20 protein-coding genes and 1 pseudogene are annotated in these 24,432 nt (G+C 41.4%); 5 read left to right on the forward strand and 16 right to left on the reverse strand.

Annotated features, from left to right (window positions below):
• Nucleotides 1–8: 8 nt before the first annotated feature.
• Genes gabT through BMW59_RS00420 form a run of 5 tightly spaced genes read right to left on the reverse strand, consistent with a single transcriptional unit; the run spans nt 9 to nt 5,376 of the window.
• Nucleotides 9–1,352, reverse strand: a complete 1,344-nt coding sequence (gene gabT / locus BMW59_RS00400; protein WP_093047039.1) for a 4-aminobutyrate--2-oxoglutarate transaminase — start codon at nt 1,350–1,352, stop codon at nt 9–11.
• Complete coding sequence (locus tag BMW59_RS00405; protein WP_281244185.1) at nt 1,349–2,650, reverse strand: peptidase; 1,302 nt, start codon at nt 2,648–2,650, stop codon at nt 1,349–1,351. The genes gabT and BMW59_RS00405 overlap by 4 nt, the downstream gene beginning before the upstream one ends.
• On the reverse strand, nt 2,647–3,315 hold the full coding sequence (locus BMW59_RS00410) for a 3-oxoacid CoA-transferase subunit B (RefSeq protein ID WP_093047040.1): 669 nt from the start codon (nt 3,313–3,315) through the stop codon (nt 2,647–2,649). The genes BMW59_RS00405 and BMW59_RS00410 overlap by 4 nt, the downstream gene beginning before the upstream one ends.
• Nucleotides 3,294–4,001 carry a 3-oxoacid CoA-transferase subunit A gene (locus BMW59_RS00415; RefSeq protein ID WP_093047041.1) on the reverse strand — a complete coding sequence of 236 codons (708 nt, stop codon included), beginning with the start codon at nt 3,999–4,001 and terminating at the stop codon, nt 3,294–3,296. The genes BMW59_RS00410 and BMW59_RS00415 overlap by 22 nt, the downstream gene beginning before the upstream one ends.
• A 13-nt stretch (nt 4,002–4,014) precedes the next feature.
• On the reverse strand, nt 4,015–5,376 hold the full coding sequence (locus BMW59_RS00420; protein WP_093047327.1) for an aspartate aminotransferase family protein: 1,362 nt from the start codon (nt 5,374–5,376) through the stop codon (nt 4,015–4,017).
• Nucleotides 5,377–5,562: 186 nt separating this feature from the next.
• On the opposite strand from BMW59_RS00420, the gene BMW59_RS00425 reads away from it, so the two are divergent.
• Nucleotides 5,563–7,209 carry a PucR family transcriptional regulator gene (locus BMW59_RS00425; protein ID WP_093047042.1) on the forward strand — a complete coding sequence of 549 codons (1,647 nt, stop codon included), beginning with the start codon at nt 5,563–5,565 and terminating at the stop codon, nt 7,207–7,209.
• Nucleotides 7,210–7,695: 486 nt separating this feature from the next.
• Here BMW59_RS00425 and BMW59_RS00430 read toward each other — a convergent pair whose 3' ends face one another.
• Nucleotides 7,696–9,999: a glycoside hydrolase family 65 protein gene (locus tag BMW59_RS00430; protein ID WP_093047043.1), complete on the reverse strand. Its 2,304-nt coding sequence runs from the start codon at nt 9,997–9,999 to the stop codon at nt 7,696–7,698.
• Between the two features lie 62 nt (nt 10,000–10,061).
• Nucleotides 10,062–10,709, reverse strand: a complete 648-nt coding sequence (gene pgmB, locus BMW59_RS00435; protein WP_093047044.1) for a beta-phosphoglucomutase — start codon at nt 10,707–10,709, stop codon at nt 10,062–10,064.
• Nucleotides 10,710–10,937: 228 nt separating this feature from the next.
• Between pgmB and BMW59_RS00440 the strand changes: the two genes are divergently transcribed.
• Nucleotides 10,938–11,135 carry an aspartyl-phosphate phosphatase Spo0E family protein gene (locus tag BMW59_RS00440; RefSeq protein ID WP_093047045.1) on the forward strand — a complete coding sequence of 66 codons (198 nt, stop codon included), beginning with the start codon at nt 10,938–10,940 and terminating at the stop codon, nt 11,133–11,135.
• A 3-nt stretch (nt 11,136–11,138) separates the two neighbouring features.
• Here BMW59_RS00440 and BMW59_RS00445 read toward each other — a convergent pair whose 3' ends face one another.
• The 8 genes from BMW59_RS00445 to BMW59_RS00475 form a co-directional block, all read right to left on the reverse strand.
• Complete coding sequence (locus tag BMW59_RS00445; RefSeq protein ID WP_177174129.1) at nt 11,139–12,902, reverse strand: S8 family peptidase; 1,764 nt, start codon at nt 12,900–12,902, stop codon at nt 11,139–11,141.
• 154 nt (nt 12,903–13,056) lie between these two features.
• Nucleotides 13,057–13,611, reverse strand: coding sequence for a DUF420 domain-containing protein (locus BMW59_RS00450; protein ID WP_093047047.1), 555 nt, complete (start codon nt 13,609–13,611; stop codon nt 13,057–13,059).
• Nucleotides 13,612–13,892: 281 nt separating this feature from the next.
• The gene (locus BMW59_RS00455) at nt 13,893–15,158 is read right to left on the reverse strand and encodes an L-lactate MFS transporter (RefSeq protein WP_093047048.1); all 1,266 of its coding nucleotides are present in this window, start codon (nt 15,156–15,158) and stop codon (nt 13,893–13,895) included.
• 213 nt (nt 15,159–15,371) lie between these two features.
• A complete protein-coding gene (locus tag BMW59_RS21460) occupies nt 15,372–15,542 on the reverse strand; it encodes a hypothetical protein (RefSeq protein WP_177174130.1) in 171 nt (56 codons plus the stop codon).
• Between the two features lie 100 nt (nt 15,543–15,642).
• Nucleotides 15,643–16,863, reverse strand: a complete 1,221-nt coding sequence (locus BMW59_RS00460; protein WP_281244194.1) for an MFS transporter — start codon at nt 16,861–16,863, stop codon at nt 15,643–15,645.
• Between the two features lie 121 nt (nt 16,864–16,984).
• Nucleotides 16,985–17,425 carry a hypothetical protein gene (locus BMW59_RS00465; RefSeq protein ID WP_093047049.1) on the reverse strand — a complete coding sequence of 147 codons (441 nt, stop codon included), beginning with the start codon at nt 17,423–17,425 and terminating at the stop codon, nt 16,985–16,987.
• 291 nt (nt 17,426–17,716) lie between these two features.
• The gene (locus BMW59_RS00470) at nt 17,717–19,513 is read right to left on the reverse strand and encodes a S9 family peptidase (protein WP_093047050.1); all 1,797 of its coding nucleotides are present in this window, start codon (nt 19,511–19,513) and stop codon (nt 17,717–17,719) included.
• Between the two features lie 21 nt (nt 19,514–19,534).
• On the reverse strand, nt 19,535–20,389 hold the full coding sequence (locus BMW59_RS00475; protein ID WP_093047051.1) for a patatin-like phospholipase family protein: 855 nt from the start codon (nt 20,387–20,389) through the stop codon (nt 19,535–19,537).
• Nucleotides 20,390–20,577: 188 nt separating this feature from the next.
• Here BMW59_RS00475 and BMW59_RS22345 point away from each other — a divergent pair.
• Together BMW59_RS22345 and fdhF are read left to right on the forward strand one after the other, a co-directional pair.
• Nucleotides 20,578–20,739, forward strand: a pseudogene (locus tag BMW59_RS22345) (hypothetical protein); the annotation flags it as partial.
• A gap of 3 nt (nt 20,740–20,742) precedes the next feature.
• Nucleotides 20,743–22,638, forward strand: a complete 1,896-nt coding sequence (gene fdhF, locus BMW59_RS22350) for a formate dehydrogenase subunit alpha (protein ID WP_342739453.1) — start codon at nt 20,743–20,745, stop codon at nt 22,636–22,638.
• A 69-nt stretch (nt 22,639–22,707) separates the two neighbouring features.
• Here the strand turns inward: fdhF and BMW59_RS00490 are convergent, their stop codons facing one another.
• Nucleotides 22,708–23,580 carry a DegV family protein gene (locus tag BMW59_RS00490; RefSeq protein ID WP_093047054.1) on the reverse strand — a complete coding sequence of 291 codons (873 nt, stop codon included), beginning with the start codon at nt 23,578–23,580 and terminating at the stop codon, nt 22,708–22,710.
• Between the two features lie 192 nt (nt 23,581–23,772).
• Here BMW59_RS00490 and BMW59_RS00495 point away from each other — a divergent pair, with 192 nt between their 5' ends.
• Entirely contained in the window at nt 23,773–24,423 is a 651-nt protein-coding gene (locus BMW59_RS00495; protein WP_245732885.1) for a deoxynucleoside kinase, read from the forward strand.
• Nucleotides 24,424–24,432: the final 9 nt, after the last annotated feature.

A 24,432-nucleotide genomic window follows, 5' to 3' on the forward strand; every position in this document is an offset into this window, starting at 1 on the left:
ACTGTCCCTCACTTTCTTTTTTTACAATGCCGGTCCATGACCGATCTCATTATTTCGAGTCCTTCTTCCAGTTGTTCTTCACTGATAACTAAAGGAGATAAAATTCTTAAGACATTTCCATAGAGACCGGATCCCATTATAATTAATCCGTTGCTGATACATTCCCTGATTATCGTCTGTGTAAGCTCCTTATCAGGCTCTTTCGTCTGCCTGTCTTTTACAAGCTCCATTGCCATCATAGCGCCTAATCCACGTACATCGCCAATTTCTTCATAGTCGTCCTGAAAAGCTGAAAAGGCTGCCTCTACCTTCTGCCCTATGTCAACGGCCCGGTCTGGAAGCTTTTCCTCGATCATCATCTTTATTACTTCGTTAGCTGCCACACAACCAAGAGGGCTTCCTCCGTACGTACCCCCTATTTCACCCGGCCCTGGTGCATCCATAATTTCGGCTCTCCCTGTAACAGCACTTATCGGCAGGCCGGCAGCAATAGATTTAGACATTGTCATGATATCAGGGACCACCCCAAAGTGCTCGACCGCGAACAGTTCACCTGTTCTTCCGAAGCCCGACTGTACTTCGTCTGCTATAAATAAGATTCCATGCTCTTCACAAATTTCCTTTACTTGTTTGACAAATTCTATACTCGGCACTACAAATCCACCTTCACCCTGGACAGGTTCCATAATAACAGCCGCCGTTTCTTCGGCCGATACTTCTGACAGAAAGAAATTCTTTAAGCGGGTAATACACTCCCGATCCACGTCTTCATTTGTCATTCCTTCAGGTTTCCGGTAGTAATAAGGGTAACTCATTTTATACGTATCAGCTACAAATGGCCCAAACTGATACTTGTACGGTTTAACTTTGCTGGTCAAAGACATGGCCATATAGGTTCTTCCGTGAAATCCTCTTTCAAAGGATAAAATTGCTTTTCTGCCTGTATACTTTCTAGCAATTTTTATAGCATTTTCTACCGCTTCAGCTCCGCTGTTTAAAAAGAAACTTTTTTTGTGGTGGTCTCCTGGGGTAAGCCGGTTTAAATTTTCTGCCAGTTCGATGTACGGTTCATACATCATCACATGAAAGCAAGGATGCAAATATTTTTCCACCTGGTCTTTTAATGCCTGAACCACTCCAGGCGGACAGTGCCCCGCGTTTAATGAGCCAATTGCTCCGGCAAAATCTATAAAGGTCTGGCCATCCACATCCGTTATGAGGGCACCCTCTGCCGAATCGGCAAATGTATAGGCTGTATTAAACGGCCCTCTCGGAACATGCTCATTTCTCCGCTCTAACATCTGATTAGCTTTTGGCCCCGGAAGATTATAAGACTTTATAGTTTTGGTCATGTGTGAGACCTCCCCTTTCTTTCTTCAACATTACACCATTCAATAATTGTAGAAGCGATCACTTCAGCGCATTGCCGTACTTTTTCAATTTCAATGTATTCATTAGCCTGGTGAGCCATACGTGTAATCCCAGGCCCAAACACAACTGAAGGAGTTGAACCGACAGCCGTTATTATGCCTCCGTCTGTTCCCCAAGGGGCCGCTTCGACTTCAGGACTCTTACCTGTAATCCCCTTGTACTGCTCAGTAAGAATTTCCATAAAAGGATGGTTAACATCTATCGATCCCGGCAGCCACCTTGCCCCAAACCATTCAATTTCTACAGGATGATCTTTGAACCATTTATCCTCAGCTTCCATTGCACGTATGGCCCTCGTGAATTCTTCCTGCGCTTCCTGCACTGTTTCTTCAGGTGAAATCCCAACTCGCCCTTCTACTTTTACTAAATCAGGAACTGAAGATGGCCATTCCCCTCCTTCAATGACGCCTACATTTATCGGAAGTGGAATTGGCGCTTTAGCGAAAAGCGGATCAGTCACCCGGTCATTCCTTACCTTTTCAAGCCTTTCTAATGCCTGAATGACCTCTAGGGCCTTTAAAATAGCATTTATCCCTTCATAGCTTGTGCCCCCATGTGCCGATTTACCTTTCACTTTCAGCCGGAACCACATTGAGCCCTGTTGCTTGGGAAAAATTTTCATATTAGTAGGTTCTGGAATGAGTGCTGCATCAGCAGTGTATCCTCTTAAAATAGCAGCCAGCGTTCCCACTCCTCCGCTCTCTTCTTCTATGACGCTGTGAAAAATGACATCGCCTTTTATCGGGATTTCGAGTGAGGAAATAGCCTGAAGGGCAAACAGCATAGCTGCATTACCGCCTTTCATATCTGTTGCTCCCCGGCCGTATATTTTCCCGTCTTTAACTAATCCAGCATATGGGTCTTCTGCCCAGTCAGACAAATCTCCTTCCGGCACAACATCAATATGTCCATTAAGCAGAATAGATTTCCCTTTCCCTTCTCCTTTTCGAACCCCAACTACATTGGGACTTCCTTTAAAGTGCTCCCTGCGGGAAAGGAAGGCATGATGATTAAACAATTCATCTCCTCCTGGTTCCCACATATCCACTGTGAAATCGAGATCTTCAAGCCATCGTGCTGTTTTATGCTGGATTCCGCTTTCATTCATCTGGACAGACGGTTCCTGGATCATCTGCTGAAGCATCGAGAGCAATTGTTTTTCATGGTCGGCCATCCATTGCCTGATTGCCTTATGTGTTGCTGCCGGCTTCTTAATCAAAGTCGCTCACCTTCTTTCAGTCCGGTATTTATTCGCACAAACGGCGCGCCAGTACATTCTTTGACTTTTTCAACTGTATATGGCTCAAACACCTCATCCAGTACAAGCCCCTCTTTCTCCACTGATATGACAGCCATGTCTGTAATAATCTGGTTAACACAATGTGCGGCTGTTAAAGGAAGAGAACATTCCTTAACTATTTTTGGCCGTCCGTCTTTACTGACGTGATTCATCAATATCATGACTTTCCTTGCTTTTTGGGCAAGTTCCAATGCCCCTCCCATTCCCGGTACTCTTTTTCCCGGTACGATCCAGTTCGCCAGGTCTCCTTTTTCGCTCACTTCCAGAGCTCCCATGATGGTAAGATCAAGGAGTCCCCGTCTCACAATTGCAAAGGCTGTGGCGCTGTCAAAATAAGAACCTCCTGGAATAGTGGTAACTGGAAATCCGCCAGCGTTACATAAATGGGGATTTTCTTTGCCTTCTGAAGGGGAAGGCCCTGTTCCAAGAATACCGTTTTCCGCGTGGAACATGACGGGCAAATCCTCTGTATAATCAGCCACAAGTGTAGGAATCCCTATACCTAAATTGACGATCATCCCTGGCTTTATTTCTTTGGCTGCTCTCGCTGCAATTTTATGTCTTATGTCTTTTCCCATGCCCATTTCCAGTCAACTCCTTTGCTCTGCACTATGAAGTCTACGAACGCCCCCGGCGTGATGATTTCTTCCGGAACTAGCTCTCCATATGGCACGATCTCATCGACCTCTGCGATAGTAATATCACCAGCCATTGCCACTAAGGGGTTGGTGTTTCTTGCACTCGTATCAAAAACAAGGTTTCCGAAAGAATCGGCTTTTTTCGCGTAAACAATCGACACATCTGCTGTCAGTGCGGCCTCTGCAAAATAGACTTTGTTATTTATCTCAATTTTCTTCTTCCCTTTTTCCACTATGGGGTTCCCCTCCCCGACATCCACCAAAACCCCGCCTAAACCTACTCCTCCTGCTCTGATTTTTTCGGCAAGCGTGCCCTGAGGGAAAAAATTTACTGTCAGGGTACCATCTGTCATTTGACTGCCTGCATTAGGATTAGACCCTATATGGCTGGCATATAAGACCGAGATTTTTTCGTCAGTTACAAGCTGGCCAACGCCGATATGAGGAAAACCGGCATCATTACAGATTAGGGTTATATCTTTAATATTAAGGTCTAATATCGCCTTAATCAGACCAGGCGGGTTGCCCACTCCTCCAAATCCCCCGGCCATCAAAGTCATGCCGTCTTTAAAATAATGTTCTACATCCCCGATAGTCACCTGTTTGTCTATTTGCTGGACATGATGATTCATTCTGCAGCTCCTTTCATATCACAGTATTAAAGTACCCTTGGATCTGAAGCTCAGATTGAACTTCCTTTACTGATTCTTCAAAAATAGTGACCAGGTCATTAATTTCCTCCTCAATAATCGTAAGAGGAGGGGCAATAAGGACAGCATCACCAGCTTTCCCTTCGATTCCTGCCGAGGCGGGATAAACAAGTAGTCCTTTATCCATGCATTTACTGATTATTTTCTTTGAAACACTTACTTCTGACGAAAAAGGCATATGGTTAAACACATTGGAAATGAATTCGACTCCTGTCAGCAACCCTTTTCCTCTCACATCTCCAATTATCGGATAATGCCGTTTAAGATTCTTAAGACGGCTCATTAGCTTGTCGCCTGTTTTTTCAGCCCGTTTTGTAAGATTATATTTCTCAACATAGTTAAGGACAGCTAAGCCTACTGCAGTGGCCTGCGGATTCGCACTGTAAGTGTGCCCGCTCATAATAATTTTCGATCCTTGTCTTACAGGCGCGAGAACTTTATCACTGATAATAGTCGCAGCAAGCGGGGCGTAACCACCGGTTAAACCCTTCCCTACAGCAATAATGTCAGGCACAACAGCCCAGTGATCAATGGCGAACCGTTTTCCAGTACGCCCGAACCCTGTCATCACTTCATCTGCTATGAACAGTACATCGTATTTATCGCAGATCTCTTTTATTCGTTCATAGTATCCCGGCGGAGGAACAATGGCACCTCCGGAAGCACCTATAACAGGTTCAGCAATAAAGGCAGCTATATGGTCTGCACCTTCTCTCAAAATTGCCCTTTCTAATTCATCTGCGCACATAAGTCCGCATTGGGGGTGTGTCTGTTTAAATGGGCACCTGAAGCAGTATGGCGGCTCAACAGATGGAAAGTCTTCAAGTAAAGGGGTAAATCGCGCTCTTCTTCCAACATGCCCTGACATAGATAATGAACCGAGTGTGATGCCGTGATAACTCATCCAACGTGAGAGGACTTTAATCTTGGATGGCTTACCTTTTTCCTGCCAGTATTGAATGGCCACTTTAAGTGCTGTTTCAGTCGCTTCAGATCCGCTGTTCACAAAAAACGTCCAGTTTACATCCCCTGGTGCCCAGTCTTTCAGCTTATTTGCCAGTTTTTCTGCAGGCTCGCTTGTAAATTGGGATCTATAGACAAAAGATACTTTCTCAGCCTGTTTTTTCATTGCATCTGCAATCTCCGGAATGCCGTGCCCAATATTTGCTGTTACCGCACCAGACGAACCATCGATATATTTTTTTCCTGTCTTGTCATACAAATAAATCCCTTGGCCGTAATCGGCTACCGGGTAACTTTCATCAAGAAATGGTTTAATCAGATGACTTTTCATAATTTCCTCCTCTCTGTAAACCGTTAGCAGACTGATCATCGATAATCCCTGTATACACATATTTAATATTGTTTAATAATAGTGTATTCTAGAAATAAAAGTCTGACTATTCGCTCAACTAACACAAAAATCACCGGTTTTTTTATACATCGTGTATAAAGACAACCTGGAGCCGGGAGGAATGGAATTATGCTCACAGTTCATGAAGCTTTGGAACTTCCAGCTTTTAGAGGAACTAAATTACTCGCTGGGCAGGAAGGACTTGATCGTTCAATTAAATGGGTTACTACGATAGAAATTATTGAGGATATCACCCGTTTTCAGGAAGGTGAATTGATTATTACAACGGGATTCGGCCTTGAGGATAATGAGTCTTCCCAGCAGCGCTTCCTCGAATTAATCAGGTCTGGAAAGCTGGCAGGGATAGCTATTTGCAGCGGGTTTTATATAAATGATATTCCCGTAAGGTTTATTGATGAAGCTGCTGCACATCAGCTTCCACTGCTTCACATCCCTCCGAAGGTAAATTTTTCTGCTTTAACAAAAGGAGTTCTTGAGCAAATTGTTAACAAGCAGACCCGGCTTCTTGAAAATTCCCTGCTTGTCCATCAGGAAATGACGAAACTTGCTTTTAATCTGGATGGCCTGCCAAATACACTCAAAAAAATCAGCCCGTTGACGAGGGCAAGTATATATGTTTTCAATGAGTCATTAGAAATATCAGCTTTCGTGAAGAAAGAGGCTCATGACTTTTCTGTAAAAACCGAGAATCTTACAGCAGGTAAAGAATCTGTTGCCATAAAAAGCCTCATTGAAAATGTAGAAACAGATAAAAAACCTTTCCACATCGGAGACTATATTTGCACCTTTTCAGCAATTAAATCTGAAACAGTCATATACGGATACCTGTTATCAGTTCACCATTTTAAAGACTGGTCGGAAATGGATGGTGTTATTTCAAATCATATCGCTACTTTAATAGGAATTGAAATGGTTAAAAAATATGCCGTCGATGAAACAAAAGTGAGGATACAAGGGGAGTTTGTAGAAGAAATACTGCATAAAGAGCATCTTCACTACATGGAAACTTTAAAAAGAGGCGAACGGCTTGGCTATGACTTAACACTTCCCCATTTTGCCGTATATGTGAAAGTCCCTTTCCAGACGTTTGACAAACCGCTCAGCTCCCAAACCGGGACCCGCCTTTATTACTATGCAAGCCAGGCTTTGCATGCTTCTGGCAGACAAATTATCCTGCTTCCTAAAATGAATGAATTATATGCTTTGGTGGAGTCTTTGTCAAAAGACGAGGCGGAAGAGAAGGCTCTCTTTCTTTCTTATTTGGAAGATTTACAGGCCAAATGGAGCGGATATTCATCGGAGCCTTTAAAAATAGGAGTTGGAAAAACTTATTTAAATCTGGCATCTTTTTCAGAGAGTGCACGGGAAGCTGAAAATGCGGTATATTATTCCGATCTATTGTTAAACCATTCTTCAGTCGTTCACTATGATGATTTAGGTTTCTATCAGGTGCTCATTCAGATGGAAAATTCCGGGGTTTCTTTGGAGGAATATTATAAAAAATATCTTGGTGAGCTGATTACCCCAGGCCGCGAGAGAAAAGATCTCATTAAAACACTTGAAGGCTACCTGGCTAATAACTGTCATCTGCAGCAAACTGCTTCAAGTTTATTCATCCATCGGCACACTTTAAAATACCGTCTGGCGCAAATAGAGAAGAAAACCGGCTTAAACCTGCAATCAGCCGACTCTCGATTTAACCTTCATCTGGCCATCGTAGCCTTTAAATTTTCTGAATTAACGAAAACAAATTAGCTGATTCATAAACGACAATCTATTCTTCTTTGTAAATGCAACTTGGTGAATAGTCACTGAAGCAATGCTCTTTCCGGTGGAAAAGGAAGTCAGCCAAGACCCTGCAGAGCAAAGCTCGAAGCGGCTTGCCGACTTCTCCACGGAAAGCGAGTTTGCGCAGGAATCATTAACTCCTTTATACAGATAACTAATAAAAATAAAACAGTTCTCCAAATATAAGCTCTTTTTCAGTGGCTTCAAGAAAACACAGCGAACTTCCACACGGATGTGGTGACTTCGGCGTTTTCACAGGACGTGAAGGGGTTAGCCGAAGATCCTGTAACCGATGTGGCACTTATGCCTGTGTTTTAAGCCTTTGCCGGGAGTGAAACGGCGGACTGAAAATATCTTTTAAATAAAACATCCGAACAAATGTTGTCCGGATGTTTTTAAGAATAATAGTTCCTGCTTCTTTTTTCTGTAAACATTGCTGAAGAAATTTTAAAATTAATGGCTGACTTTCAATTCACTGACGCCTTTTAAGTTGTATTTATCTCCCAAAATGACGATGTCTACAGGTTTATCTGTTTCATTTGTTACTATGACGTTTGTCTGGTCCACATGAATCATAAGACGGGCTCCACGGAACCGGATTTTAAATGAGAATGAATCCCACTGGCCGGGAATAAACGGGTTTAAAACAAGCTGATCATTGACGACTTTCATCCCTCCGAATCCCTGGACAACAGACATCCACGTTCCTGCCATACTCGTTGTGTGACAGCCGTCTTCCGTATCGTTATTATAATTATCAAGATCTAAACGTGCCGTTCGTAAATACATTTCATAAGCTTTCTCTTTATACCCCAGTTCACAAGCTAAAATGGAATGGACACAAGGAGAAAGAGAAGATTCATGTACAGTCATTGGCTCATAAAAGTCAAAGTTTCTCTTTTTAGTCTCGATATCAAATTCATGATTCAGGAAAAACAAACCTTGAAGAACATCTGCCTGTTTGATAAAACAAGAGCGTAAAATGCGGTCCCATGACCAATTCTGATTCAGCGGCAAATGCCGGGAATCGAGATCATTCACAGTCATAAGTTTTTTATCAAGAAATCCGTCCTGCTGAAGGAAAACACCTTCCTCTTTATCTTCCGGGTAATACATTTTATCAATAATATCGACCCATTTTTTCATTTCCTCTTCTTGCAGCTTAAGCTTGTCGATCCACTCGTTATAAAGACCTTCATTTGTATCCTTTAAATAATCGAGAACATATAACGTATATTCCAGTGTCCAGCTTGCAATTCTGTTCGTGTACCAGTTGTTGTTTACATTATTTTCATATTCATTTGGCCCTGTGACACCAAGCATCATATACACGCCTTTTCGAGGGACAAAATGTACCCGCTCTTCCCAGAAGCGTGAAATTTCTGCCAAAACTTCAATTCCGTATTCTCCGAGATATGATTTATCTCCAGTGTAATTTACATAATTGTAAATAGCATAAGCAATAGCCCCGTTCCGGTGAATCTCTTCGAACGTGATTTCCCACTCGTTATGAGACTCTTCACCATTCATGGTAACCATCGGATAAAGAGCGCCTTTCTCAAAACCAAGTTTCCGGGCATTCTCACGTGCTTTTTCCAAGTGGTTATGACGGTAGATCAATAAATTTTTTGGAATCCTTTCCTCTGCAGTTGCAAGGTAAAACGGCAGGCAGTAGGCTTCGGTATCCCAGTAAGTACTTCCGCCGTATTTTTCACCAGTGAAGCCTTTAGGACCAATATTAAGTCTTGCATCTTCGCCGCTGTATGTCTGGTTTAACTGGAAAATATTAAACCTGATCCCCTGCTGGGCAGCCACATCACCTTTAATAACAATATCGCTGTCCAGCCACTTTTCTTTCCAGGCGTCAGCCTGCTCGCTTAACAGCTGATTAAAGCCTTTTTCGACCGCTTTATTTAATTCCTTTGAAGACACAGTTTCCAATTGCTCGGTGTCATGGTCCCGGTTTGTAACGTTAGCTGCGTATTTATATACTGTAATGCTTTCATTTTCAGTCAAAGGCGCCTTATATTTTACACCTGCATATTTAACGCCCTCTTTCCCGATACCTTCTAAATCTAAAACTTCGCCGTTTTTTACAATATGTGTTTCCATAGTGGAACAAAAATGAAAATCCAGTTTTTTTGTCTTTACGGTTACTGAGGCACGATTTTCTTTTAAGTAAGTATTTACTGGATCCCAGAACTTCTCGTCGTAGTTGGCATCTGTGTTCTTAATATCTCCGTCGAGATAGGAGGTTACTTCCATAGTTCCGCTGAAATTGAGCGGTTTCACTTCGTATTTTATTGCACCTATTTCTTTTTGGACAATACTGACAAACCGGGTAGCAGTCACTCTTATCTGTCTTCCCTGTGTAAGTTCAGCTTTAAAGGAACGTTTTAAATAGCCTTCCCTCATGTTTAACTCTCGAACAAAGTCGCTTACTATTAATTCATTTAAATCCAGCTCTTCCCCGTCAATAACTATACGCAGACCAATCCAGTTAGTAGAATTTAATACTTTTGCAAAGTATTCAGGGTAACCGTTTTTCCACCATCCTACACGGGTTTTATCAGGATAATAAACTCCTGCCATATAACTTCCCTGCAATGAGGAGCCGGTATATGTTTCTTCAAAGTTAGCCCTTTGTCCCATATGCCCGTTTCCAATACTGAAAATACTCTCGGATATTTCATGCTTGGCCGGGTCGAACCCTTCCTCAATAATTGACCATTCATTCTCTTTTAAATAAGGTTTCATAAGAACCCCTCCCAAATATTTGCACAAGTAGCGCAATCGTTTGCATGCTCTATTAAAAAAAATCATTTTTCCAGTCTGCTCACTGTCATTTCTTCCATCGTACGGATATAGTCATCTGCTCCTGCTAATACAGCTGAATCTCCAACGCCTACCACGTACATCCCGGCTGCTTTTCCTGCTTCTATCCCTGATTGAGCATCCTCAAAGACCACGCAGTTTCCTGGTGTCACAGAGAGTTCTTCTGCCCCGCGTAAAAAAACCTCAGGGTCAGGCTTTGCTTTTGAGATGGAATTTCCGTCTACAATAGCATTAAACTTTTCATAGAGGCCAATCTGCTTTAAAATTAACGGTGCGTTTTTACTTGCAGAGCCTAATGCATAAGGAATATTATGTTCCTTTAATTCCTGCAAAAATCTTAATACTCCGGGTAAAATTTCGCTTTCATCCATTACGGAAATAGCTTCTACATACCGTTTATTCTTTCTTGCGGCCAACTCCTGTTTTTCTGACTCACTTTTATTGAGTCCGCCAATCTCCAGAAGAATATTTAACGAATCCATACGGCTGACGCCTTTAAGTCTTTCATTATCTTCTTCAGTAAAGTTAAATCCCAGTTCGTCAGCCAACTGTTTCCAGGCTTGAAAATGGTGCTTAGCTGTGTCAACTATTACTCCGTCTAAATCAAATATGACTGCGTGCGGTTTCCCCATCTTCTTTTCCTCCTTCACTATGACTCCCTTTCCATTCTAAAACAGGGTGCAAAAAAAGGAAAGCGTTTTTACAGAAAAAGAAGTTACAAATTTTTGTCTTGTGGGTAACCTAAATCCTCTTTCTGCATGCCCCTGCTCTCTTTTCTTAACAGTGAAATTTTGTCGACATTAGGCATTTGATAGGAATATTTGATATTAATTGGAGAAAGTCTTCCTATCTTTTTCAGAATGATTGATAATAAAGTTAACACCCAGACTGAACGGAGTGGGAGTATGCAGAAAGAGAACTGTCTTGAAATAAAGCGTAAAGAATTGCACCAAGCAGCAGCAAAATACGGACTGGCCGCTGATCAGACCATAAGACACTCTCAGGAACTTGATAATTTAATTATTAAACACCAATCCACACCCCAGAAAAGTCAATAACGATTAATCCAGAAGAGCGTCTGCCGCATTAACCATACCATGTCCGTAGAAAGGATCAAATCCTCTTGGTCCTAGGTCAGTTGAAGTCTTACGAATTTTCTCGTACACTTCCTCATTAGACAGATCAGGATTATGAGATCTAATTAAAGATGCAATGCCTGCAACATGCGGGGCCGCCATAGAGGTCCCGCTCATCATAACATATTCGTCACCTGTAAAAGTACTTGGAATATGTTCGCCTGGTGCTGTGACATCTATGTGATTACCAAAGTTAGAATAGAAACTCCTCCGATTCCGCATATTTAAGGACCCAACGGCGAGTACTTCTTCATATGCTGCGGGGTACATAGGAATACGTACATTGTCATTACCAGTAGCTGCAATGATTACCACATCCCTGTCGTACGCATATTTTACCGCATCGTGCATTAATTTCGAATCATGGTCATCACCAAGGCTTAAATTTATAACTTTAGCACCGTTATCAGTTGCCCACCTGATCCCTTTGGCAATAGAAAAAGAATTCCCCATGGCCTCGTCATCAAGTACTTTTACTGCCAACAGAGGAATCTCCCACGTTACCCCTGCAACGCCAAAGTCGTTATTAGTCTCTGCTCCCACAATTCCCGCTACATGGGTTCCGTGCCCGTTATCATCCGAAAAAGCCTTATTGTTCTCAAAAGCATTATACCCTTTTATTATTCTGTCTTTTAAGTCAGGATGGTCCGGATCAATCCCGCTGTCTATTATTGCTGCAAGCACCTCTTCCCCGCCCTTTGTTTTCACCCATGCTTCTTCCAGGTTCAACTGATGGAGGTTCCACTGATAATCCGCATAAAATTCATCATTTGGCAAGAATTCAACTTCGTCATTTACCGTTCTTTCTCCAATCGATTGTTTTTCAAATGTGTAATTGGGTTCCATAAATACAACTTCAGGGTCCCCGGCCCATTCTTCTATAAGTTCATAAGGATTTTTTGTTAAATTACGGACGACTGCCGTTTGACCTGTCTGATCAATTAAATTAACATTATGCCTCTCTGCCCAATCTTCCCCTTCGACATCGTCTTCTAAAATAACTACCACTTCACCTTTTTTATATTCATCTCTTGATAAAGCGGTCTCTTCAGCATTTATATACAGTTCCCAATTTAATTCAGGGATTTTCGTCACAGCCAAAGTCTCGTCAGCTTCTGCTTCTTCTGTTGAAAAGGCTGCATTCATCTCAGAATTGCCTATAAAAAAATTTCCGTTATGGTCTGCAAGAGCTGCAAGGTCTTTTATAAAATGTTCGATAAATGTTAAATCCACTTCCGATACATAAATTCCTTCACCCTTTCTTAAACTCATGAGCATTTTTTTAGCCCCCTCTGTAACATAAGGAGCAGAATACCCCCATTTCTCAGCGGATAGATCCAGCCTATTCCATAACTCTTCATCTCCAGGTAAGGTTCCTTCTTCGTATTCCTTCTCTTTTGTCTCAAAATCATAAGAGGCAAAACCATCTATGTGCTGATGATTTATAATTTCGGCGGACAGCCAGTCAGCTTTCTCTTCGTCACTAAAATCAGCCATACGTTCCAAATCATTTTCAACCTGGTCCAAAAACATCTGAATAGTCATAGCAAGGTCCTCGGACTGTTGCTCGTTGAAAGCTTTCTGCTGAAGGAGACGATCGTTGTCAGGAAGAGCTCCACTGTTCAAATGCTCTGAACGAAACCATAATCCTATTAACAGAAGTAAAATTATACTAAAGAAAATTGACATCCTGTAAATACCTCTCATACCCTCAACTCTCCCTTTCTCGGTCCTCTGATTAAACTTTAGAGTAACCAATAAAGTAAAAGTTTATAAATGAAAGTACACAGCATGCCTTTAATAAAACCCCCGGTAAATTGTGAAACTTAACCGGGGGTTTAAATCAAAACGTATAATAAGGTGAAATCATAACATATACGAGCACGCCTGTTGCGCTCACATAAAGCCATAACGGCATTGTCCAGCGGACCCATTTACGGTGAACCGCCCTCATATCTTTATATCCTGTAAAAAAGCTCATTAAAGCTAAAGGAACTATGACTGCCGCCAGTATAATATGGGTAATCAAAATAAAATAATAAAAGCCTGCAATAAATCCAGTCCCTCCATAAGGAGTTGACTCAGCCATAAAATGGAAAGTTACATAAGAAATGAGAAATACAGCAGTGGTAGTAAAAGCCGCATAAATAAAGCGCTGATGCAGTATAATTTTTCTCCTGAGAATGGCCAGTAAAGCGAGCATCAGAAAAATAAAAGTAAACGAGTTTAATACGGCGTTTAACAGAGGCAACCGTGTTACCCAGGGAGGGAAATCTCCTACATACCCAGGGAGGAAGGACAGCAGGATGACCAGCATATTTACAACAAGAGTAATAACTATAACAGTGCGTATATGATATTTAACAAGTAAGTTCCAAAAACGTCTAATCATTCTCATCCCCTTTACTAACTGGCACAGAATACCGGCAGATTCCTTTTTGTAAGCATAGCAATAAAGGGAAGGTTATCCGGTATCAGCTTTCATGCATTAATGCAAGCAACCGCTTCTTTAAAAAGCGGTATCAGAAAAATATTTTCTCACATTTATTCATAACATTACACAGTATACACCTATTTTCTGAAAGATTAAAGAGTGAAAAGCTGTTTATAAATGCTAAACCCCCAAATACCAGACCAGGTCCGATATTTGGGGGCAGCGCAAAAGAAAAATATATCATTTTAGGCCATTTTTGTCTGTACCCTCTTAACTCGTTTCTCTTCTTTCACTTCTTTAATATTTTTAGCCATAGCAAGAGAAGTAATAAAAGCGACTAACAGGAAACCGGCAAAAATATAAAAGGTGAGGTTGTAACTGTTTGTAACCTCTCTTACATACGAGACGACCATCGGTCCGACTACCCCAGCCATTGACCACGATGTCAAAAGCAGACCGTGGATGGCCCCAAGCTGCTTCGTACCAAACAGATCGCCTATAAAAGCAGGAAGAGAAGCAAAACCGCCACCGTAAATAGAAATAACAATTAATACTAACACTTGGAATAAAATGGCGTTTGTAACTGTAGGAAGCATAAGAAATGCTGCAAGCTGAACAGTAAAAAAGATAGTGTATACTCTCGCACGACCAATATAGTCTGAGGCAGAGGCCCACACAATCCTTCCACCTCCGTTAAACAGCCCCATAATTCCTACCAGGCTTGCTGCAGCAATTGCCGTCATTCCGACTTTCTCCTGCGCCATTGGCGACGCAACAGAAATAAGCATGATTCCTACTGAAATATTTATAAACATCATCACCCAAAGCATCCAGAAACGTTTTGTCTTGACTGCTTCTTTAGCTGTTAACTGGGCTAAATCCTCTTTTACAGGGGTCTTCTCTTTTTCTTCTTTTTCAAGCATTGATTTAGGTTTCCATCCTTGAGGAGGTCTTGCAATATAAAGTGCTCCTGAAACCATTAATACAAAAAAAGTAGCTCCCAGGATAAAGAAAGTTGCAGAAATACCAGCAGTATTAATTAACTGAGCAGCTACAGGACTAGCGATCAATGCCCCAGCTCCAAAACCGAATACTGCCATACCTGTCGCTAACCCGCGGCGGTCAGGAAACCACTTGACTAACGTTGAAACCGGAGAAATATATCCCAGTCCAAGCCCCATACCACCTATAGCGCCGTAAGAAAACAGGAAAAGTGCGAGCGATTCAATCTGTACAGCAATTCCAGAACCGATTAATCCCGCAGAGAACAGGACGGCTGCACACAATGCCGCTGTTCTTGGGCCTTTTTTTTCTACAAACGGACCAAAAAAAGCCGCTGATATGCCCAGAAAGAAAATTGCAATCGTAAAAGCGAGGGAGACCTGTGTCTGTTCCCAGCCAAGCTGGGCTGCTAAAGGATTTTGAAAAACACTGTAGGCGTAAGCTGATCCAATGGATAAATGGATGGCTACCGCTGATAAGGCTATTAACCACCTGTTTTTTTGTTTCATAATAATACCACCTTCCAAATCATCGTCTCTGTTGTTCCTACTATGACTTTAAATGAAAAATGCAAGGTGTAAAAGGACTTTGTTAATATTTTCACAAAATCCCCGAAATTTTTTTACGAATTTGTGAAAGTTACCATTTTTGACTGGATTTAATCAATTTATTAATAAAAGAAGTTTCAAAGCTAAATATGAACTTTGAAACTTCTTTTATAATTATAACTTGGAAGGATTGACTTCATTAACCTTCTCATTTCTTGTACTTTGTTCCAGTTTGTCTATAAGCTGGCTGATTTCCTGCTTATTTTCTTTAGATCCGAAAACCCGGCGCTTTTCTTTCTTTAAGACTCTGATAAGCAGTTTTTTCTCTTTTTTTGTCAGAACCACGGCTGGATCCTCCTTTTTTAAATACTTTTAATCTATTAAAGTCTGCACTGGTATTTTAATACACTTGCTTTTCGTCACATGCTACCAGGAAATTTACCCTTTATTCATTAACAGAAATACTTTTTTTTATATTTAACTTACGGGCATGCGCTTTAAGAATTAAAAAGAGCATAAGAGCAGCGGCAAAGAATAACAACGAAGACATATAGAACACAGATGAAATACCTGCAATTCCTGCTGCTATGCCGCCTGTAACCGGACCAACCACATTTCCTAAAAATCTGAAGCTCTGATTATATCCAAGCACTTCCCCTTGCATTGAAACAGGGACCGCTTGGCGTATATAGGCTGTAGCGCAAGGTATAATACCCCCTATTGCCATTCCGAAAATAAACCTGAGAATAACCAGCTGCCATATATTTGTTACAAATGCTTGTGGCAGAAAAAATATACCGCCAATTATTAAACAAATAAGAAGAATACGCGCGTGGCCGACTCGGTCTCCCTGGCTCCCCCAGAACCTTGTTGCAATAAGATTACCAAGTCCTGTTACTGAAAAAGCAAGCCCGGCAAGAAAAGCTATATTTTCTGTTGTTAACAGCTGCCCTGCATACAGGGCTAACTGAGGCTGAATACTGAAGTTAGCCGTCTGGACTATAAGAGAAGCGACCATAACCATAACCAGAATCCGGTCTGCCAGAACATACTGAATCACTTCCTTCATCGTCCGTTTAGGCTCCTTGGCTTGATTTTCTTTAACCGTCACTTCTTTAATACCGAATAAAACAAAGGTAGTTGCAAGACTAATGACTATTCCGGTTATAAAAAAAGTATAGGTGAAGCCTACCGAATCAGCAAGAAGTCCACCAAGAAGAGGACCGAACAGTCCTCCGGAAACAGTACCCATCTGCAAAGTTCCAAGTACTTTTCCAGCGATTTCTTTCTCGGTCTGAGCCGAGATCAAAGCCATAGAGGTGGGAATAAAGCCTGTGACTACTCCCATAAACATCCTTAATATGAAAAGGCCCTCCACAGAATTTATAAAACTCATCAGGAAAATAGATAAAGCTATACCGTAGCCTGTAATTAATAATATCTTTTTTCTGCCGAATTTATCACCGAAACGGCCCCACAAAGGAGAAACAAAGAATGCCACCAGAAAAGTGATTCCAAATATGAACCCTGACCACCTCTGGACGTAGGCATCAGAAAATGAGTCGAAAGTTTCAATATATAAAGAAATAAACGGCAAGACCATAGTGGCACTCGCAGCGACAAAAAAGTTGGCTATCCACATGATAAGCAGATTGCGTTTTTGCATAATAATCACATACACTTTCTCCCTATATTTCGAGAATCAAAATATAATTATAGCGCAATTGCTGAGAAAATGAAAAGGGACAGCACTCAGCTCTCCCGGATTCCTGCTTTATATATGCAGATTAACTAAGCCATTTTTTTAATAAAGCGGTCAACCCATAAAGACCAAGAAATATTCCCACTAAAAAAAATACTATTTGCACAAAGGGTTCACGACTGATCCAGCCAAGCTTATGAAAAATCCCTTCTATTTCAAAATAACCAGTGAAACCATAGGAAGCCATTAGAGCCCCTGAAGCAAGAAAGAGGATGGGGAAAACGTAAGAAAAGGGTGAACCTGAGTCTTTTTTTTCATAGCTCCCCTTACCTTTGCCGGCTCTGTTCTCCAAACTTTTCTCATCGTTTCTCCGTTCCCGGTCTTTTACGTCCCTGCTTAAGAGAACAACAATAAGCACAGCGATCGTAATTGAAATAACTAAATAAACTAATGAGCGCGATAATAAACTCACAAATGCAAAAAATAGAAGAATAATTAATATACGGTAACTTTTAGCCCGGTTCATCCTGTTTCCCTCACTATACTGCTGATTTTAGTTCTTATCCTTCTTCATTTTAACATGGGGTAGGTGATTATGACATGAAAGGGCGACCTATTCCCTGCGGTAGATAACCGCAGGTGAACAGGCGGAAGATCCTTTTTCTGAGAATGCAATAACCGCTGTCGCAATTATGCTCCATCTTCTGAGAGACGGATGTTTAATCATCACTGCGCTTTTAAAGAACCAAAACAAAAAGCACCCTGAATATTAGCTCATATCTAAAATTCAGGGTGCTTGAAATAACTGAAGAAAGGTTTATTTATGTTTATCCAGGAATGCCAGAATCTTTTCATATACGTTTATTTCATTTTTCTTTTTGGAAAAACCATGTCCTTCATCTTCAAGTACGAGGTAGTCAACTGCTGTCCCCTGTTCACGAAGAGCGTTTACTATCTGATCTGATTCTTCCTGTACTACTCTTGGATCGTTTGCTCCCTGGATAACTAACATCGGCTGTGTCATCGAACTTAAATAAGTGATAGGTGAATCTTTAGTTAACCTGTCTTTATCCTTTTCCGGATCACCCACCCACCTGTTCATAATCGGCTTCCAATGATCCGGCACTGAATTAATAAAAGTAAATAAATTTGACACACCAAAGATATCGACTACGGCTTTAAAATAGTCAGGATGACGCCCGGCAAGAAGGAGCGTCATGTATCCACCATAACTCCCTCCGACAATAAACAGTTTGTCACGGTCGCATTTTCCCGTCTTAAAAAGCCACTCAATGCCTTCAACACAATCAAGACGGGGCCCTTCTCCCCAGTCCTGTTCCACCAGCTTTTTAAATGTCGCTCCGTAGCCGGTGCTCCCTCGGAAATTAGGTGCAAAGACAGAATAACCCCTGTTAAGGAACGACTGAAACATTGACCTGAACATTTTTCTCTCGGCCGCCTGAGGCCCCCCATGCGGCCAGAAAATAACATGTCCATTATCATTTTCTTTCTTAGCTTTAAACCATAGTGATTCGATTTCTTTATTGTCAAAACTTTTGTAAGAGACAATTTCAGGCGACACCATCTGATCTTCGTTAATTCCCATAACTCTGTTTTCAGTTACAACATCCCACGAAGTTCCTTTTTTCTGTCTGAATATATTGAAAGGCTGTGTGCTTGACCGGCCCAGAATATAGAGGCTCCCCTCGGCGGATAAGGTGAACTGATCTATCGTGTCAACAGGCAAGTCGACTCGTACCGGCTCATTTTCCGAAAAGTCCCACTTGTAGAGCCGGTCTTCCACCCCGGGGGCTGACACAATATAAAGCATACGGTTTTGTTCGTCCCACTTTATTTGTTCGATACTTTCCCCCTCCAGTTTAAGAGTCTGCACGGGTTCTTTCTTCATAAAATCATAAACGACTGCATAGGAAAATTCACTGTTTTCATTAGTTACATAAACGATTTGACTGGCTGATAAAAAGGCAGCATCTGAAAATTCATGCTCCTCTTCCGGAGTTTCAGTTAAGGCCCAGGCTTCCCCTGTCGAAGTATCTTTTATATAACCGACCTTATAAGTATTGGCAAACATCTTAGTTATGATAATATATCTTTCGTCCTTTGAAACCGCTGTAATATAATTAGGAGATTCTTCTCCTTCGTGAATTAAAGTGTGTGAGGCATCCGGAATACTGTAGACATATGAGTTTAAAAATTGAGGATTCCCCTCGCTTGTAGAATAGTAGACTCGTTCCCCGTCTTCTGACAAGAAGGCAAAGAAATACTTTCCTTTACCTTCATTTCCGCCTATAAGCTTTTTAGCTTTTCCCCCTTCAAACGGAAGAGCATAAATATGATAATTTTCGTCACCTTCATTATCAAAACCCGCCAAAATATACCGGTTTTCCGGATCTGTTTTCAGGAAACTGGCCGCCTGGCCACTGTCAGAAAAAAGATAAGGAAAAGGCCGATCGGGGTCCACAGCCCAAACAGCCATGCTTCCGTTTAAGTTAGAAGTAAATAAAAGTTTTGTTTCGTCTTTTGTCAAAGTAAAATTAGTAATATTATAGGTTTTAAAAAACTGTTCTACTTTCGGCTTTCCAAATGAAATCATAGAATATCCTCCAGTCTTTTTCTATTTATTTAAAAACTCCGACAATTGGTCAAACTGATTTTTAGCTATCTCGTAACCATGGTCATAAAGGGCTTCAAGCTTGTCCTTTTTTCGTTCAAGCCTTGTCACCTCGTGAAGATGGTCAGGCCTGAACACAAAAGCTTTACCTTCCTTTTCCATTTTTTCAACCAGGTCCAGCTGTTTATTATAAATATTAGACCTCAGTTTCACTACGTCAATCAGTCCCGGGTAGTCCTTATATTTTCTCGTAAAATACCACATCCCTCTTTTCGCAGGTTTTTTCGAATACCCTCTTGGCTGTGTAAGCACGATAATATGCTTTTGATTGCCGTCTTCCATTGAACGCTCTAAAGGAATAGGGTCACTGATGCCCCCATCAAGCAAACAACGGCCTTCATGTTCCACAACAGGCGCCACCATAGGAAGAGATGAGGAAGCCCTTAGCACTTTATTAAAAGCACTTTCAAGCTCCTGTTTCTCATAATAAATCGTTTCACCTGTATGGCAATCCGTGACCCCTACATAAAAATACTGTTCAGATTTAAAAAATACCTTATAATCAAACGGGTGTTCTTTATTGGGAATCCGGTCAAAAATTAAGTCCATATTAAATAATTCACCGGAACGGACGAGCCGCTTTACAGAAATGTAGTCGGGATGGTGGGCGTATCCTATAGTTACAGCTTTATTTCGTTCCGCCTGCCTGGAAATATATGAAGCAGCGTTGCATGCACCAGCAGATACCCCTACGATATACGGAAAATGAATATTTTCTTCCATAAAGTACTCTAATACCCCGCCTGTAAAGACGCCTCTCATTCCCCCTCCTTCTAACACTAGTCCTGTCTTTTCCAACTTGCCCTCATCCTCCTTGGTTTTTCTCACTCTATTGTATCTAAATGGTAAATCATGCTCAATTAATTATACATTATCATATAAATAGTTCATTGAATCTCCATTTATTTTTCGAGAAAGCGCTCTCACCAAATGATAAAATTAATAGATAGAAAAGTATTTAGACTTCAAGGAAAGGACTGAAAAGGATGCCTGTCAAAAATCAAATTGAAACAACTTGCGGCTATTGCGGAACAGGGTGCGGTTTAACAATAGAAACGGAAGATGACCGGATCATACGTGTAAGGGGAAATAAATCCGCTCCGGTAAACCAGGGGCAAACGTGTATAAAAGGAGCCTTCGGTTACCATTACATTCATTCAGAAGACCGGCTTACGGCACCTCTAATAAAAAAGAACGGGGAATTTAAAGAGACTTCCTGGGATGAAGCTATGACTCACATTGCAAACAAGCTGACGCAAATAAAAGAACAATTTAGCGGGGATGCTTTCTCCATGTTTGCCTGCGCCCGAGCGACTAATGAAGTCAACTATGTCACCCAGAAATTTACCAGGGCTGTCATGGGGACAAATAATATTGATGGCTGCAACCGGACGTGACATGCTCCATCTGTCGCCGGTCTGGCGACTGTATTCGGAAACGGTGCTCCAACCAGTTCAATTATGGACGTAGAAAAAGCAGATGTGCTGCTGTTAATCGGCTCTAATACGGCGGATGCTCATCCGATTATTGCTAACAGGATGAAGAAAGCTGCAAAGAAAGGATTAAAAATAATAGTTATCGACCCGAGAAAAATAAGCATGACAAAATCAGCAGAGATGCATCTGCCTCTTAAAGTAGGTTCAGATATCGCATTAATGAACAGTATGATGAATGTCATGATTGAAAATAAGTGGTACAACGAAGATTTTGTAACACAGACAGCATTGAATTTCGAGGAACTTAAACAGCATGTTGCCAATTACCCTCCTGCCAAAGCAGAAGTGATTACCGGAGTTCCACAAGAAGACATTATTGAAGCTGCCAGACTTTATGCTCAGGCGGACCGGGCATTGATCTGCTATACACTGGGTATTACTGAACACCATTGCGGAGTCAACAATGTCTTTGATATTGCTAACATGGCGCTCATTACCGGACATATTGGACGTGAAGGGACTGGAATTATGCCTCTGCGCGGGCAGAATAATGTCCAGGGGGCTGGTGACATGGGATGTCTGCCTAATCAGCTTCCGGGCGGCATACCTCTTGCAGATGACTCTTACAGGAATAAAATTGAAAAAATGTGGGGGCAGGCGATAAACCCCCATGTTGGTAAAACACAGACAGGCATGCTTGAAAAAATGGAAGACGGATCAATGAAAGCTTTATATGTAATTGGTGAAAATCCTGTAGTGGCTGATGTGCATCAAAACCATACGACCGAACTTTTTAAAAAATTGGACTTTCTGGTCGTCCAGGATCTCTTTATGACAGAAACCGCCATGCTTGCTGATGTGGTCCTCCCTGCGAAAGGCTGGGCTGAAGTGGAAGGGACATATACAAATACTGACCGGAGAATCCAGCGTGTACGAAAAGCAGTTCCTGCTCCAGGAAAAGCTCTCGATGATTGGAAAATATTATGCGGAATATCTGAAAGAATGGGTTATCCGATGGATTATGACTCAGCGGAAAACATTTGGAATGAAGTAAGGGAAGTCGCCCCTCATCTTTACGGGGGTATGCCTTATGAACGTTTAGACAGGAAATTGAGCCTTCAATATCCCTGCCCGGATGAAAAGCATCCTGGAACTGCCCTGATTCATCAGGAACTTCACGCAAAAGGTGCCGACAGACAAACAGCTCCGTTTACTCCGGTAGACTACACAGCACCAGTGGAAATGCCAGATGAAGAGTATCCTTTTACCTTGACCACCGGCAGAAGGTATGAGCCTTACAATACACACACTCAGACAAAATATTACCCTGATACTCTTAAAAGAAAACAATTTGAAGAAACTGTGGATATACACCCTGTGGATGCAGAACGGCTGTCTTTAGCTGACGGGGAGTATGTACGCGTCAGTTCGAGGCGTGGAGAAGTAACAGTTAAAACGAGAGTGACTGAAGAAGTGCAGCCTGACCTCGTATTTATGAGTTTCCACTGGAACGAGGTGCCGACTAACGTCTTAACCATTAATGAATTTGACCCTATTTCAGGGACAGCAGAATACAAAGCGTGTGCCGTAAAAATCGAAAAACTAACCTGAAATAAATAAAAGAAGCTGTCCTTGAGGCAGCTTCTTAATTGTTTATGTCAGATGTACTTTCTGATCACCTTACTTTTCATCAAAGTAATACATTAACGCAAGAGCCCCCGGCCCGGTATGTGTGCTTATTATAGGGGTAGTTTCAATAATAGATATATCATCAAATCCTGAGACATCTCTTAATGACTCTTTCAGTTGTCTCGCGAGATCTTTTGCTTCAATTTGAGCGATACCTACTCCTTTGACAACTTTATCCTGGGCTTCTTCCTGAAATTTTTTCTTCATAAATTTCAACATTTGCATGTGGGTTCTCACTTTTGTTACAGGGGTGTAAACGCCATCTTCCAATGAAGCGATCGGCTTAATTTTCAGAAGGGAGCCGACGAAAGCCCGGCCTTTTCCTATTCTGCCGCCTTTCATTAGATACTCCAATGTATCTACCATGATGTACAGCGAACTGTTGGAACGGACTTCTTTCAGCCGTTCAACGATTTCCTCTACACTATTTCCTTCCTTAGCCATCTTTCCAGCTTCTCTCACTTGAAACCCCAGAGCAACGGAAATAAATTGCGAGTCCACCACCGTGACTTCACTGTCTGTCATTTCTGAAGCAGTCTTAGCAGATGTATATGTGCCGCTCATCCCGCTTGACATATGGATGGAAATAATAGAAGATCCATCTTTCCCCAGTTGATCATAAACTTCCAGAAAAGAACCTGCAGAAGGTTGTGAACTTTGAGGTATATCCTTTGCCTTTACGAGCTTTTCTGAAAACTCAGCTGATGAAATATCCACACCATCCAAGTAGGACGTCCCGTCAATTGTTACCGACAAAGGAACAACAGTGACATCCAGCTCTTTTATTTCTTCTTTTGGTATATCTAAGGTCGAATCAGTTACAATTTTTACTTTTCCACTCACATGAGCACCCCTTTTACACATCCAGATTACAATTTTATAATACTATAGATAAAACCCAATGTTAAGTTATGGCTGTCTTTTGCATGAATTAATTAATATCGTCAAAGTCAAATAGGAGATATTTATGTTAGAATAAGAATGTTTCCGCTAAATTTCGAGCTGATTCTGCATTATTATTTACTTTATATTATTCTTGCAAGGAGGAACTCACCATTGGGCAACCAGTTCGATGCTCCTTTTATTGCTATTGAAGGACCGATTGGAGTAGGAAAGACTTCATTAGCAACAAAGCTGTCGGAGCATTATCACTATTATCTCTTAAAAGAAATCGTAGATGAAAACCCTTTTCTTTCAAAATTCTATGAAGATATTGAAGAGTGGAGTTTTCAAACGGAGATGTTTTTTCTCTGCAACCGGTTTAAACAGCTGGAAGATACATATACTCGATATTTGGCAAAGGGTCATCCTGTCGTTAGTGATTATCACATTTTTAAAAATCATTTATTCGCCAAACAAACGCTGAAAGACCATCATTTTGAAAAATACGACAGGGTTTATAATATTTTAACTGACGATCTTCCTAAACCAAATATTATCATTTATCTGCATGCCAGTCTCCCTACGCTGCTGGACCGTATTAAATTAAGAGGAAGGAAAATAGAACAGTCTATTGATCCTGCTTATCTTAAACAGCTCTCTTCAGATTACACTCAATTTATGAGAGATCATAACCGGGTTTATCCGCATGTCCCAGTCCTTCCATTTAATGGGGACAATATGGATTTTGTCCAGAGAGATGGTGATTTTCAGCGTATTACTGATCAGATTGATTACGCGTTAACTCATAAACGTTCATTATTATAAATTATTGGA

The sequence above is a fragment of the Salipaludibacillus aurantiacus genome (assembly GCF_900111295.1).
In the GTDB taxonomy this organism is placed as follows: Bacteria; Bacillota; Bacilli; order Bacillales; family Salisediminibacteriaceae; genus Salipaludibacillus; species Salipaludibacillus aurantiacus.